This is a genomic window from Actinosynnema pretiosum, from assembly GCF_024171695.1.
In the GTDB taxonomy this organism is placed as follows: domain Bacteria; phylum Actinomycetota; class Actinomycetes; order Mycobacteriales; family Pseudonocardiaceae; genus Actinosynnema; species Actinosynnema pretiosum.
The window spans coordinates 663310-679462 of the sequence record NZ_JAMTCF010000001.1 but is presented as its reverse complement, the minus strand read 5'-3'; the positions used below and the strand labels follow the sequence as shown (position 1 = coordinate 679462).

Here is a 16153-nt window from a genome sequence, read left to right as displayed (position 1 = left end):
GACCGGCTGCCACCGACCACCCGACCCGCCCCTCCGCTGACCCCACCCACCGGGCCACTCCCGCCGCTCACCCGCCCGGCCCACCCCCGCCAGCCGCTCGCGGTGCCCACCCCCGTCTGCCGCTCGTGGCGCCCACTCCCGTCTGCCGCTCGCGGTGCCCACCCCGCCAGCCACTCGCCGAACCCGCCACCGCCCACCACCCGTCGCCCCACTTCCGGCCGGGCCGCTCCGCGCCGTCGACGATCACAACCCCCGGCCGCACCAACCCCCGACGTGGTGACCCCGAGCAACCTCCCCGCCACCCGCCCGTGCGACTCACCCGCACGGGCGTCGGGCGGCAGGTGCGCCCCCTTCGTGCGAGATCGTCACCCTCCGCCCACCACAAACCCGCAAAAACCTCCCCGGCCGAGCGACAAAAACCACATCCCCTCACCCATTCAGGAGAACAAAACCCCATCAATCACGAATCCCACCATGGTGGCCATCCCAGGCCGCGAAAGATCAGCGCATTTAGCCTCTCGACAACACGGGCGTCAATGGAGGACATGAATGTCGCACCAGCCAGCAGCCCCGACACCGACACCGACACAGGCACGGCGTCCGGGTCTAGTCCTGTTGGTGGCCACCCTCATCGCGGCGCTGGTGCCGTTCGTGACCGCCGATCCCGCCGAAGCGCTCATCCGCTCGCCGTTCACCACCTCCTACGGCACGGACGACACCGGTGGCATCGCGCTCATCGGCTCGTCCTCCATGGACTGCCCCACCGCGACCTCCGGGTGCGTCGCCTCGCGCAGCGGCAGCGGAAGCGGCGCGGCGCTGAACAACAACGGCTACACGATGAACTTCGTCGACGTCGACTCCGACCCGTCCACGTCGAACTCCTCCGCCGCCACGCTCGCGATGCCCGCGGGCTCCACCGTGCTCTACGCGAAGCTGGTCTGGGGCGGCCGGACCGTGCCGGGCAGCGGCACCGCGCCCACCAAGGCGCTGGAGACGGTCAAGTTCAAGACCCCCAACGCCGCCGCCTACACCACGGTGACCGGCGCGCTGACCCAGCCCGCCGCCCTCGTCGCCAGCGGTGACAACGGCCCCTACCAGGCCTCCCTCGACGTCACCGCCCAGGTCGCGGCGGGCGGCAACGGCGTCTACACCGTCGCCGACATCGGCGCCGCCTTCAACGCCCTCGACCGCTACGCGGGCTGGTCCCTGGTCGTGGCCTACCGCAACCCGGCGCTGCCGATGCGGAACCTGCGCGTGTTCGAGGGCTTCGCCGACGTCAACTCGGCCGCGCTCAACAACACCCTGGACATCCCGCTCACCGGCTTCCTCACCCCGCCCACCGGCACGGTCAACGCCTCGGTGGGCTTCGTGGCGTGGGAGGGCGACCTCGGCACCACCGGCGACGCGCTGCGCCTCGCGGGCACCACGCTCAGCGACGCCACCCGCCCGGCGAACAACTTCTTCGACTCCCGCATCACCGAGGCGGGCGCCGACCAGACCGGGCGCACCCCCGGCTACCTCAACAACTTCGGCGTGGACATCGGCAGCGTCGCCACCACGAACATCATCCCCAACGGCGCGACGTCGACCACGATCAACCTGACCACCGGCGGCGACGCCTACTACCCCGGCATCGTCACCAGCCAGATCGACCTCTACACCCCGCAGTTCAACTCCATCAGCAAGACCGCGACCAACCTCAACGGCAACAACCCCGCCCAGCCCGGCGACGTCATCGAGTACCGGCTGAACTTCACCAACTCCGGCGCGGACTACGCCGACGCGGCCGTCGTGCGCGACGTCGTCCCCTCGGGCCTGACCTACGTCCCCGGCAGCACCACCATCGTCACCGACCCGAGCGGCCGGACCGGACCGGTCACCGACGCGACCGGCGACGACGTCGGGGACTACACCGCGTCGGACCGAACGGTGCGCGTGCGGGTGGGCACGGGAGCGAACGCCACGACCGGCGGCTCGGTCGCCCCCGGCACCAGCTCCGTCGTCCGCTTCCGCGCCACGGTCAACCGCACCGCCGCGGGCACCACCATCATCAACACCCCGCTGCTCGACTACACCGCCCGAGTCCTCTCCCGCTCGTTCACCTTCGCGGGCACCCCGGCCGTCACGCCCGTGCAGGCGCTGGCCGACCTCGGCATCACCAAGACCGTCGCCACGCCCACCCAGAACTCCGGCGGCACGGCCAACTACACCCTGAACGTCAGCAACGCGGGCCCGAACGACGCCAGCACCGTCGTCGTCACCGACAACCTCCCGTCCGGCGCGACCTTCAACTCGGCCACCACCCCGGCGGACACCACCTGCTCGGCGGCGGGCCAGGTCGTCACCTGCACCACCCCGACCCTGGCCAACGGCGCGAGCCTGACCATCGGCCTGGTCGCGAACCTCGACCCGGCGATCCAGTCGGCCGTCGCGGTCAACTCGGCGCGGGTCGGCGCAGCCACCGCCGACGACTCGCAGGTCAACAACACCGCGACCGCGTCGAGCACGATCACCAGCCTGGCCGACCTGAGGGTGGGCCTGTCCCTGGCCCCGCCGTCCGCGCTGCCCGGTGGCCGCGCCATCGCGACGATCACCGCCACCAACGCGGGCCCGTCCACGGCCAACGGCACGACGCTGAGCACGCAGCTGCCCGACGGCACCCGCTTCGTCTCCTCCCGCACCTGCACCGCCAACGGCAACCTGGTGACCTGCCCGCGCGGCACCCTCGCGCCCGGCGCCCAGGTCAGCTCGGACGTGGTGCTCGCGCTCGCGTCCAGCTACACCGGCAACTCGCTGACCATGACGGCCACCGGCAGCTCCACCACCGCCGAGGCCAACCCGGCCGACAACAGCGCCACCGCGTCCGTGCCGGTCGCGCCGCTGGCCAACATCAGCACCACGGTCGCCGCCGACGACCCGAACCCGGTCGCGGGCACCACCACCGGCTACACCGTCACCCTGCTGAACTCCGGCCCCTCCGACGCGCAGAACGTCACCGTGACGATTCCGGCCGTGCCGGGGGCGACCTTCGTCAGCGCCTCACCGCAGTCCGGCAGCTGCACGATCAACGCGGGCACCGTGACCTGCGACTTCGGCGCGCTGCCCGCCGGTGGTGAGGACGTGGTCACGCTCAGGCTCGCCATCGACGGCTCCGAGCCCGCAGGCCCGCTGAGCGTCACGGCGAACGCCGCGACCACCACCAACGAGGAGACCACCGACGACGACACCGACACCGCCACCACCACGGTGCAGCGGGTCGCCGACCTCGGCGTCGCACTGGCCGCCACCCCGCAGCCGATCGTCGCGGGCCAGCCGGTCACCTACACCGCCACCATCACCAACCGGGGCCCCTCGGCCGCCGGTGGCGCGTCCCTGACCGACTCGCTGCCCGCGGGCCTGACCCCGACCGCCGCCACCGCGTCCTCGGGCACCTGCGCCATCACCGGCCAGGACGTCTCCTGCGACCTCGGCGAGATCCCGGCGGGCGGCACCGCCACCGTCCAGATCACCGCGAGCACGCCGGGCACCGTCCCGGCGGGCGGCTTCGCCAACTCGGTGACGGTCGCCTCCAGCAGCACCGACCCGAACCCGGCCGACAACACGGCGGGCTACAACGCCTCGGTCACCGCGCAGGCCGACGTCCAGGTCACCGGCGAGGCCCAGCCCGCCAGCGTGACCACCGGCCAGAACCTCACCTACCGGTTCACCGCCAGGAACAACGGCCCGTCCACCTCGGACGGCATCGTGCTCACCCCGAGCCTGCCCGCCGGGTTCACCGCCACCTCGGCCACCAGCACCCAGGGCGCCTGCGCCCCCGACGCGGGCGGCGTGCTGCGCTGCTCGATCGGCACCCTCGCGGGCGGCGCGAGCGCCGACGTCACCCTGCAGGTCGCGGTCCCGGCCAACCAGGACCCCGGCACGGAGACGGTGAGCGCGACCGCCACCGCCACCACCCCGGACCCGACCACCTCCAACAACACCGCCGCCATCACCACCACCGTCACCACCCAGGCCGACGTGCGGCTGACCGGCGGCGACTTCACCACCCCGCTGATCGCGGGCCAGTCGTTCTCCCGCTCGATCAGCATCACCAACGCGGGCCCGTCCGACGCCCGCGACACCGTCCTCGTCGCCGACCTGCCCACCGGGGTCGCCGACCTGGCCGCCACGATCAACGGCGCCCCCTGCACCGTGCAGGGCACCCGCATCACCTGCCCGGTCGGCACCCTCGCACCCGGCGCCTCGGCGACCGCGACGGCCACCGGCCAGATCGTGCCGTCCAGCCCACCGGGCGACCGGCAGGTCACCGTCACCGCCAGCTCCTCCACCAACGACCCGACCCCGGCCAACAACACGACCACGCGCACCACGCAGGTCACCGCGCAGGCCGACCTGTCGCTGACCCAGCAGGTCGACACCTCGCCGCTGGTCGCGGGCTCCCGCGCCACCTACACCACGACGATCACCAACGCGGGCCCGTCCGACGCGCGCGGCGTGCTGCTGGGCAGCCAGTTCCCGGCCCCGCTGACGGTGATCTCGGCCAGCACCTCCCTCGGCTCGTGCAGCACCGCCGACGGCGGCGTGGACTGCTCGATCGACCAGCTCGCCGCAGGCTCCACCGCCACGGTCACCGTGGTCGTGCAGGTCGCCCCGGACGCCACCGGCACCGCAGGCACCAACGCCACCCTCACCGCGAGCACCCCCGACCCGAACCCGGCCGGGAGCAGCACCGCGCTCGACACCCCCGTCACCCAGGTCGCCGACCTGGTCGTGACCGGCAGCCAGTCGGCCGACCCGGTGCGCGCGGGCACCGCCCAGACCTACTCGGTCACCGTCACCAACACCGGCCCGTCCCGCTCGGCCGGGGCGACCCTCACCGAGTCGCTGCCCGACGGCCTCACCCTGCTGCCCGGCGGCGTGCAGGCCCAGCGCGGCACCTGCACCACCAGCGCCGACGGCCGCACCGTCGACTGCGCGCTCGGCGCGCTGGAGCCCGGCGAGGCCGTCACGGTCGTGCTGACCGCCCAGGTCCCGCCGACCACCCCGGCGGGCACCGCGCTCGTGCTCACCGCGCAGGCGGGCAGCGCCGAGGCCGACCCGTCGCCGGACAACCGCCGCCTGGAGCTGTCCTCCACGACCAGCTCGCAGGCCGACCTGACCACCACCGTGTCCGCCTCCTCCAGCAACGCCGAGGCGGGCGTGCAGCAGACCTACCTGGTGCAGGTCTCCAACGCGGGCCCGTCGACCGCGCTCGGCGCGAGCGTGTCCGACCAGCTCCCGAGCGGGGCCACGGTCACCGGCGTCACCACCACGGCGGGCGCCTGCACCAGCGGCGCCTCCTCGGTGGACTGCGCCCTGGGCGACCTCGCCCCCGGCGCCAGCGCGACCGTGCAGATCACCGTCCTGCTGGCCCAGGACCTGTCCGGCTCGCTCACCAACACGGTGACCAGCACCTCCTCGGTGCCGGACGGCAACACCGCCGACAACACCGCGTCCACCACCCAGAACGTCACCGCCAGCTCCGACCTGTCCGCGACCGCCTCCGTGGTGTCCGGCGCCGTGGTCGCGGGCAGCCCGGTGACCTACCGGGTCGGCGCGACCAACAACGGCCCGGCGCTGGCCAGGCAGGTCCTGCTGGCCGACCCGATCCCGAGCGGCCTGGTCTTCGTCTCGGCGACGCCCACCTCGGGCGGGACCTGCCAGGTCGTGTCCGGCGTCGTCGACTGCACCTGGCCGCAGCTCGCGGTCGGCGAGTCGGTGTCCGCCGACCTCACCTTCACCGTCGACAGCGCCACCCCGGCGGGCACGAGCGTCAGCAACACCGTGCGCGCCTCCTCGTCCCAGCCCGACCCGTCGCCCGGCAACGACAGCGCCACGGCGGGCAGCACCTCCGGCGCGGTCGCCGACGTCTCGCTCAGCACCGTGCTGATCTCCGGCGCGCCGGTCGCGGGCGGCCGGATGACCTGGCAGACCACGATCCGCAACACCGGCCCGTCCAGCGCGCCCGACGTCGTGCTGAGCAACCCGGCCCCGGACGGCGTCACGCTCGACGACGGCCAGACCACCGCAGGCACCTGCACCGTCTCCGGCGGCGCGATCACCTGCCCGGTCGGCGCGATCCCGGCGGGCGGCAGCGTCATCGTCACCACCACCGGCGTGCTCGCCGCCGACTTCACCGGCAGCGCGGTCACCAACACCATCACCGCCATCGCCAACGGCGCGTCCGACCCGAACCCCGGCGACAACACCACGTCCACCACGACCGACTCGAACACCAGCGCCGACCTGGCCGTGACCGTCACGCCGGGCCAGGCGAACGTGGTGCCCGGCCAGACCGCCACCTGGGCGGTCAGCGCCACCAACTCCGGCCCGTCCACCTCGCGCGGCGTCGTGGTCACCCAGACCTTCCCGGCCGGGGTCGTGCCGCAGGCGAGCGCGGGCTGCACGGTCTCCGGCGACAGCGTCAGCTGCGACCTCGGCGACGTCGCGCCCGGCCAGACCGCCACCGCGACCATCACCGCGCTGGTCACCAGCGGCTACACCACCCCGTCGGTGCGCACCACCGCCACCGCGTTCTCGTCCACCGCCGACCCGGCGCAGGGCGACAACACCGCCACCTCCGACAGCGCCAGCTCGCCCACCAGCGACCTCGGCGTCACGGTGGCCGCGCCCGCGAGCACCACGGCGGGCGAGCAGGCCACCTGGACCGTGACCGCGACCTCGTCCGGCCCGTCCGACGCCCAGGGCGTCGTGGTCACCGCCGACGTCCCGGCCTCGCTGCAGGACGTCACCGCGACCTGGCCCGGCGGTACCTGCACCATCTCCGGCGGCACCGCCACCTGTCCGGTCGGCGTCGTTCCCGCAGGCCAGTCGGTGCCGGTGACCATCACCGGCACGGTCTCGCCGTCCAACACCACCCCGGTCGACGTGGCCGCCTCGGTCACCGCCCAGACCCCGGACCAGGACACCACCAACAACTCGGGCGGCAGCTCGGTCGCCTCGGTCAGCTCCGCCGACCTCCAGTCCGAGCTCACCGCGCCCACCGCGCTCACCCCCGGCCAGCAGGCCACGTGGACGCTCCAGGTGCGCAACCTCGGCCCGTCCGACGCGACCGGCGCCGAGGCGAGCTTCACCCTGCCGGACGGCGTCGGCGGCATCACCGCCACCGGCCCCGGCGGCCCCTGCACCGTCACCGGCCAGCAGGTGACCTGCCCCGTCGGCACCCTCGCCGACGGCCAGACCGCCACCGTCACGGTGACCGGCACCCTGGCCGCCGACTCCACCGCGACCACCCTCGACACCACGGCGGGCATCACCTCGCCCACCAACGACCCGGACGACTCCAACAGCACCGCCACCGCCACCAGCCAGGTGACGCCCAGCGGCGACCTCTCCGTGGCCGCCTCGGTCACCTCGGGCGTGCCCGTCGCGGGCGCCCCGATCGAGATCGTCGTGGACGTCACCAGCCGGGGCCCGTCCGACGCGCGGGGCGTCGTCCTCACCGACGTGCTGCCGGAGTCGGTCACCAACGCCACCGCCACCACCCCGCAGGGCACCTGCGTCATCACCGGCAGGGACCTGCGCTGCGACCTCGGCGACATCCCGGCGGGCGCGCCCACCGTCACCGTCACCGTGCGCGGCACCCTCGCGCTCGACGCGGGCGACAGCGTCACCAACCTCGCCGCCGTCACCAGCGACACCCCCGACCCGGACACCGGCGACAACACCTCCTCGACGACCTCCTCGGCGACGACCTCGTCGAACCTCTCGGTCACCGCGAGCGCCCCCGGCGACGCGGTCGCGGGCCAGCCGCTCAGCTACACCGTCACCATCACCAACGCGGGCCCCTCGGTGGCCACCGGCGTCAAGCTCGAGGGCGTGGTGCCCCCGCAGGTGCTCGGCGCCTCCACCGACCGGCCCGACTGCCCGTCGCCGACCGACTGCGCCCTGCCGGACCTCGCGCCCGGCGAGTCGATCACGGTCACGATCTCCGGCACCGTCGACCCGGCCTACACCGGCGCGCCGCTGACCGTGCGCAGCACCGTCACCAGCACCTCGGGCGACCCGGACAGCCGCGACAACTCCGTCGTGACCACCATCGGCGTCGGCAGCAGCGCCGACCTGTCGGTCACCTTCGACGCCGACCCGCAGCCGCTCGTGCCCGGCACGAACGCCCTCTACACGGCCACCGTCACCAGCGCGGGCCCGTCGGCGGCCACCGGCACCCTGACCTTCGACCCGCTGCCCGCAGGCATCACCCTCAACGGCAGCCCGAGCACCGACCTCGGCGCCTGCTCGGTCGTCGGCGGGCGCGTGGTCTGCGACCTCGGCTCCCTCCCGCCGGGCAGCACCACCACCGTCCGGCTCCCGGTCAGCGTCGCCCCGTCCTACAGCGGTGACACCGCGGTGCTCGGCGTCACCCTCCAGGGCTCGGCGGACGACCCGAACCCGGCGGACAACACCGCCACCTCCACCGCGAGCGTGTCCGGCTCCGCCGACCTCTCGCTGACCGCGTCCGCCCCGGCCGCCATCACCCCCGGCGTCCCGGCGACCTGGACCTACACCGCCACCAACTCCGGCCCGTCCGACGCGCCCGCCACCCTCAAGCTCACCGTCCCGGCGGGCCTCGGCCAGATCGTGGCGACCCCGTCGCAGGGCTCCTGCACGATCGTCTCCGGCGAGATCACCTGCGACCTGGGGTCCGTGACCTCCGGCGCGCCGGTGACCGTGTCCCTCACGGGCGTGCTCGACGAGAACAGCACCGACCCGTCGGTGACCGTCTCCGCCGCGCTCGACTCGCCGGTCGCCGAACCCGCAGGCGGCAGCGCCGACGACGGCCGCGCCACCACCAGCACCGCCCAGGTGGTGCCGGGGGCGGACGTCTCGGTCAGCGTCATCGCCACCGACGACTCGATCGTGCCCGGCCTGCCCGCGAACTTCGCGGTCGTGGTCACCAACTCCGGCCCGTCCACCGCGCGGGACGTCGTCGTCGACCTGGTCCTGCCCGCCGGGGCCACCGACGTCGTCGTCGAGACCCCGCCGGGCGTCACCTGCAGCGGCACCCGCTGCACCATCGCGGAACTGGCCGCGGGCGACTCCGCGTCGCTGCTCTACACCGCGACCATGCCCGCCGACCTGCCGGAGGGCCCGCTCGACATCAGGGCGACCGTCACCTCCGCGACCGGCGACGCCGACCAGGGCGACAACACCGGCTCGTTCACCAGCCCGGTCGGCGCGCGCGCCAACCTCGGCCTGGAGTTCGCGGTGCCGCAGCTGTCCGCCGGTGAGACCACGGAGGCCACCGCCACCATCACCAACGACGGCCCGTCCTACGCGGGCGACGTGGTGTTCACCATGGCGGTGCCGCAGGACGCGCAGGTCACGCCGATCGACGTGCCCGCCGACTTCACCTGCGACACCACCGCCACCAACGTCACCTGCTCCGCGCCCAGGCTGCGCGTCGGACGGTTCGCGCTCCGCTTCGCGATCGCCGTCCCGTCCACCGCGACCGCCGACCAGCTCCAGCTGACCGGCTCGGTCACCTCGTCCGCCGAGGACCTGGACCTGTCCGACAACAGCGCGGCGGGCGGCTCCACCGTGACCCGCGAGGCCAACCTGACCTCGCAGGTCACCATCACCCCGGACGTGCTGGTCGCGGGCGCCGACGTGGCGATCTCCGCCGCCTTCACCAACACCGGCCCGTCCGACGCGGCGGGCGTGGTCTTCACCCTGCCGGTGCCCACCGGCATGGAGGTCGTGGACGTCACCGCGCCGCCGGGCGTCGACTGCGACACCTCGCTGCGCTGCTCGGTCACCTCGCTGCCCGCCGGGCAGAGCGTCCAGGTGAAGGCGACCGTCCGGATCACCCCGGCGTTCACCGCCGACGCGGCCGACTTCACCGCGACGACCACGTCCGACACCCCCGACCCGGACACCTCCGACAACACCACCACCGTCACCAGGACCGTGCTGCGCGCGGCCGACGTCAGCGCCGCCATCTCGGTGACGCCGGACAACCTGGTCGCGGGCGGACCGGTCCAGGTCCGCGCGGTCGTGCGCAACACCGGCCCGGCCACCGCGTTCGCCGCCACCCTCGCCCTGCCGCTGCCCGCCGCGTTCACGAACGTGCGGGTCACCGGCGCCGGCTGCGACAGCACCGTCGCCTGCGCCCTCGGCGACCTCGCGGCGGGGGAGGAGACCGAGGTGGTGATCGACGCGGTGCTGGCCGCCGACTACGCGGGCGCGCTGGAGTTCACCGCCACGGCGGGCACCTCGGCCGAGGACCCGGACCCCGCCAACAACGCCGCCACGTTCATCAGCGCGACGGGCGCCAGCGCGGACGTCCAGATCCGGGGCACCGCCCCGGTCACGGGCACCGCCGGTGAGCAGGTCACCTGGTCCTACACGGTCACCAACGAGGGCCCGTCCCAGGTCACCGACCTGGTCCTCATCGACACCCTGCCCGCAGGCGTCACCTTCGTGTCCGCCAGCGCGGGCTGCACCTTCGACAGCGGGATCGTCCGCTGCGACCTGGGCGTCCTGCCCTCGACGCAGAACGTGTCGGTGGCCATCACCGCGCTCGTCGACCCGGACTTCAGCGGCCCGCTGGTCAACACCACCGTGGTCGACTCGTCCGCGAGCGACCCCGACCCGGACAGCAACACCGTCACCACCACCACCTACGTGGGCGTTGGCGCCGACCTGGGCGTCACCCAGGTCCTCGCCCCGCAGCCGATCATCCCCGGCCAGGAGGCGTTCTTCACCTTCACCATCACCAACGACGGCCCGTCGGCGGCCCCGCTGGCGCAGCTCACCAACTCGTTCGAGGACGGCCTCACCCCGGTCCGCTTCACCACCGACCGAGGCGACTGCGCCATCAACGGCCAGGTCCTGACCTGCGACTTCGGCACCCTCGCCCCCGGCGACCAGGTGACCGTGCAGGCCGTGGTCCTGGTGTCCCCGGACTTCGCGCCGGAGACGGTCAGCAACACCGTGTCGATCTCCTCGGCCGTGGCGGACCCGAACCAGGGCAACAACACCGCCTCGATCGTCGGCTCGTCGGCGGCCGACGCGGACCTGAGCGTGGTCAGCACGCCCAGCGCCACCGAGGTCGTCGCGGGCGACAAGCTGGACTGGATCATCGTCATCACCAACGACGGCCCGTCCACCGCACGGGGCATCGTCCTGACCGACCTGATCCCGGACGGCGTGGAACTGCTGGCGACCCCGGCGGGCTGCACGCTCACCGGCGCCCGCCTCGACTGCGCCCTGCCGAACCTGTCCGCCAGCGACGTGGCGTCCGTGGTCGTGGAGACGAGGGTCAAGGCGAGCACGACGGCCCAGGTCTCGAACACCGCGTCGGTCACCTCCAGCACCCCGGAGATCGACCCGGCCGACAACCTGGCCACCTCCGTGGTCGCGGTCCGCACCTCGGCCGCCCTGACCCTGACGGCCGCTCCCGAAGGCCAGCTGGTCGCGGGCGCCGAGTCCGCCTGGAACGTCGAGATCACCAACAACGGCCCGTCCGACGCGCTGGACGTGGTCTTGGTGCAGCGCCTGCCCGAGGGCGCGGTCCTCGTCTCCGGCGAGGGCTGCACCGCCACCGACGGCGTCGTGACCTGCAGGCTCGGCACGATCGCGGCCGGAGCGAAGCGCGCCCTGCGCCTGCTGATCAGGCTGGCCCCGGACGCGGCGGGCGACACCGCCGCCACCACCCTGACGGTCACCTCCTCGACCGCGGACCCGGTGCTGGCGGACAACGCGGTCACCGCCTCCGCAGCGCTCACCAGGGTCACCGACGTCAAGATCACCAAGGTGGTGGACAAGCTCCAGGCGACCGCGGGCGAGATCGTCACCTGGACCATCGAGGTGACCAACGGCGGCCCGTCCACCGCGACCGACGTGGTGGTGACCGAACAGCTCCCGAGCGGTTACACCTTCACCGCGACCAACGCGAGCAAGGGCGTGTTCAACGCCTCCTCGGGCCGCTGGGACGTGGGAACCGTGGCGCCGGGCGAGAGGCCGACCCTGGTGGTCAGCGCGGTCCTGCCGGTCACCGGCCAGGTCACGAACACCGCCACGGTCGTCTCCGGCGGCGAGGAGCCCGGCGAAGAACCCACCACCCCCACCACCCCCGGAACTCCGGGCACCCCCACCACCCCCGGAACCCCGTCCCAGCCGGACGACACCGCGTCCGTCACCACCGACGTCCAGGCCGCAGAACCCCAGCTGCCCCCCTTGGCGTGGACCGGTTTCGACGTCCAGGGAGTCCTCCTCCTGGGCCTGGTGCTCACCGGGGTGGGCGTCCTGATGGTCCGCAAGCGAGCGAACGACTGACCCCCGGCGGCCCCGGCTCCTGAAGCCGGGCCCGCGCAGGGGCACCGGACACGGGGCGGCCACACCTTCGGGTGAGCCGCCCCGTTCCCGTCCCCCCACCCCGAGGTTTTTGTCAGACCCCGGTGGTGCACTTGTCCCAGGAGACAGAGAAGGAGGACGTGGATGCTCGTGGCAGGGGGAGCGGTGCTGACGAACGAGGAGTTCTACGAGTCGGTGGGCCGAGCCGCCCAAGGCGTGGAGCGCTCGCTGGAGGAGTACCTGCGAACGCTGTGGCACCTGGCAAGAGCAGAACGCGCCCGCCAGGAACTACCGGCGGAGGTGGCCCTCACCCTCCTGGTGACCGCGACAACCGCCCCGGCGCCCCCGTTCGACCCGTCCTGGCGCACTGCGGACCTGTCCGTGGCCGAGGGGACGAGCGAGTTCGACGTCTGGGAACGCGTGATCCAGTCCCAGGTGGCAGACCTGCGCGACCTGGCGGAGGGCCCGGAGCTGTACTACCCGGAACTGGGCGTGGACGCCCCAAGACCGGAGAACTGCAAACGCGCGACCGCCCCTCGCTGGTACAACCACCGCGTCGAGAGCTACCTGGAGTGCGCGATCGCCGGAGCCCTGGGCGGCTGGGACCCGGAGGGGGCAGCACGAGTCCCGGAGGGGGCAGCACGAGTCCGCGTCCAGGGCGAGGTGACACCCCTGCATCCGGAACCGGAGGGCGTGAGGGGCATGACCGTGCTGTCGTGGCTGGACCTGACGGAGGTCCTGGTCTGCGGCCAGGAGTACGAGTAACCAACCGGCACACTGCACGCGCCAGCTTCACGCACGCGCCAGCTTCACGCACGCGCTAGCTCACCGCACGCGCCAACTTCACGTACCCGTCAGCTCGCCGCGCCCGCCAGCTCGCCGCGCCCGCCTACGTTCCCGCACTCGCGGGCTGCGGGGCGAGCGCAGCGAGCCCGCAGCCACCCATTCCCGCGTCCCTCGTCTCCGTTTGGCCTGGCGAAGCCCGAGCGCGCTCGTCAAGATGCCGCCGCACTGCCCGGCAGACTGCCCGAGTCATACGGCGTCTTGACGAGTGTGCTTGCCTGAAAGGAGGCCAAACGGAGACGAGGGACCCGGACCATCGCAGTGGTAAACGGGACCACCAGCGGAAGTGTCACCGGCCGGCAGAGCCTGTGTCCCTCGTTTTTGGAGGTCTGCCCCGCCGGCGAGGCGAGCTTTTAAGCTTTTGATCTTAAGCTCTTCGCTCTTAAGCTTTTGATCTCAAGCTTCAGCCCTCAAGCTCTTGATCTCAACCCCTGACTCTTCCAACACCCAAAACCCAACTCAAGCCGCAACCGGTCTGGCGAAGTCGACCCACTTGGCCGCGATCACCGGAGCCGTCCGCCCAGGGCACTGCGCCCGGTAAGTCCCCCCGTGCACCCGGTTCAGCTTCCCATCCCCAAGATCGGCCAACACGGTGGTCATCCCGCAGCCGTGGGGGCAGTTCAGCGCTGTGCCGTCCGGATCAGGAACCGTGACGCTGTTCATGGCTACCCCCTGGGGGTCGTCGGCTGTGAGTTCATGCCGGATCAGCATGGGAACCCCGAGTAGCGCTGACTCCCCCGAAACGGTTGCTTTCCGGTTGCACGCCCACTTAAAACGCCACACTCTCCCCATCCGAGTGACACACCATCGAGCCCATCAGGTGACAAACCCCAACCCCGAAGATTTCCCGAGTCGATGCCTCTCCCCACCCTCCCGCCGGTCGATAGGGGTCGGGTACTGCCGTCACTCGATCAGGGGATGCCGTGAACAGAACCGCCGGACGAGGGCGAAGCCGCCCAGCTGCGGTCGCCGCAGCCGGTCTCGTGCTCGCGCTCGCCTCCGGCGTGGCCGCGACCCAGGTCCGACCAGCGCTCGCCCAAGCCAGCGTGGTCGTCAACCCGGTGCGCACGATCAACCCCTCCGACGTCTACCAAGACCCGGCGCACGGCTTCATCGTGCTGGTCGAGCAGAACGCCGACCTCCGCGAGAACGAGGTCGAGGGCCCGGTCGCGATCGGCGGCAACCTCAGCTTCCGCGACTTCCGCGCCGGTTCGAACCACCCCGGAACCTACGTCCTCCCCGGTGACGCCCAACCCACCAGCCTCGTCGTCGGCGGCAAGCTCGACTACCCCAACAGCACCCCCACCGCCCGCTTCGACCTGCTCAACGCGTCCTACGCGAAGTTCGGCGACCTCTCCAACGCCACCGCCGTGGAGAACGTCAGCACCACCGACATCTTCCCCGTCGGCCGCCCGGCCCCGGTCCTCCAGGTCCACACCCCGCAACCCGCGTCCTCGCTCACCACACCCTCGGGCTTCGACCTGCCCGCCCTCTTCACCACCTACCGCAAGCTCAACGCGGGCATGGCGGCCTGCCCGTCCACAGCCGAACTCCGGGATCAGAACGGCCAGAACCCGTGGAACGGCCAGGACCCCACCGCGACCCTGGGCCTGCGCCCAGGCCAGAACGTCCTCACCCTCACCCCCGACCAGCTCGACAAGCTGGCCACCCTCAACCCCCTCGCCAGCTACAACCAACCGGGCGACGGCAGCGGGGCGTGGCTGATCGTGAACGTCCCGTTCACCGGAGACCGCGCGCTCCACCTGCCGAACGTGACCTGGCAGGGCAACGCGGCGTCCAGGCACGTCCTGTGGAACTTCACCACCACCGGCACCCTCACCCTCCCCCCGGAAACCGGCACCCTCTGGGGAACCCTCTACGCCCCGAACGCGCACGTGCTCGACGTGAGCCCGGGCAACGTCGAAGGCGACCTGATCGCCCGCACCCTCACCATGGGCGGCCCGGACTCGGGGAGCGGCGGCGAGGTGCACTACGCGCCGTTCCAGGAAGTCGTGACCACCTGCGCCACTGGGGACCCTGCTCCCACCACCACGACGGATCCGATCTCGTCGACCACGGACCCGGTGCCGACCACGACGGACCCGGCCCCCACGACCACCGACCCGGCACCCACCACGACAGATCCGATTCCCACGACCACCGACCCGGCGCCGACCACGACGGAGCCGATTCCCACGACCACCGACCCGGCGCCGACCACGACGGGTCAGCCACCCACCACACCGGCGCCCACAACCACCGCAGACCCGCCGCCGCCAACTACCACCGTGCCGCCGACAACTACAGCGCCGCCAACCACCACAGCACCTCCGACGACGCTGACCACCGCGCCGTCAACCACCACCACAGCCCTGCCACCAACCACCACAGCAGCTCAGATCACCACAGGACCGGTCCCAACCACGACAACCGTTCCCCCAACCACAACAGCCGCCCCAACCACAACAGCCGCCCCAACCACAACAGCCGCCCCAACCACAACAGCCGCCCCAACCACCACAGCCACCACCACGACCAAGCGCCCAAGCCCATCAAGAACCCCGCTAAGGGGCGGCCTCATCACGGCTCCAGGCTTGATCGACCCGGTGACCGCAGACCCGATCATCACCGACCCACCCGACCCCACGACCACAGCCACAACCACCCCCCAGACCAGCGATCCACCCGCATCCACCCCCGAAAAACCCCCGGCAACCCTCCTGGGCACCCCGGACCCCACCACCCCCACAAGAACCACCACCGACCAAGCCACCACACCCCCCACCCGCCCCCTGGCAGGCACAGGCTCCCCAACAGCGATGCTCCTGGGCCTGGCCACCACCTTCCTGATCACAGGCACCGCCCTCACCGCCCTGCACCGCACCAGCAGGCGCTAACCCCCCACCCCCAAAAAGGCCACGCGACCGGGAGCCCCCCGGCCGCGTGGCCATCCCCA

General features: G+C 72.5%; 3 protein-coding genes. All 3 read left to right on the top strand.

Features of this window, described 5'->3' with window-relative positions; translation table 11 throughout:
- The first annotated feature begins 618 nt into the window (after nucleotides 1-618).
- The 3 genes from LV78_RS02450 to LV78_RS40510 all read left to right on the top strand — a co-directional run bounded on the left by LV78_RS02450 (nucleotide 619) and on the right by LV78_RS40510 (nucleotide 16094).
- Entirely contained in the window at nucleotides 619-12336 is an 11718-nt protein-coding gene (locus LV78_RS02450) for a hypothetical protein (protein ID WP_308208660.1), read from the top strand.
- A 162-nt stretch (nucleotides 12337-12498) separates the two neighbouring features.
- Nucleotides 12499-13119: a hypothetical protein gene (locus tag LV78_RS40515; protein WP_301305625.1), complete on the top strand. Its 621-nt coding sequence runs from the start codon at nucleotides 12499-12501 to the stop codon at nucleotides 13117-13119.
- Between the two features lie 1001 nt (nucleotides 13120-14120).
- Nucleotides 14121-16094 carry a collagen-binding domain-containing protein gene (locus LV78_RS40510; protein ID WP_308208659.1) on the top strand — a complete coding sequence of 658 codons (1974 nt, stop codon included), beginning with the start codon at nucleotides 14121-14123 and terminating at the stop codon, nucleotides 16092-16094.
- Nucleotides 16095-16153 lie beyond the last annotated feature (59 nt).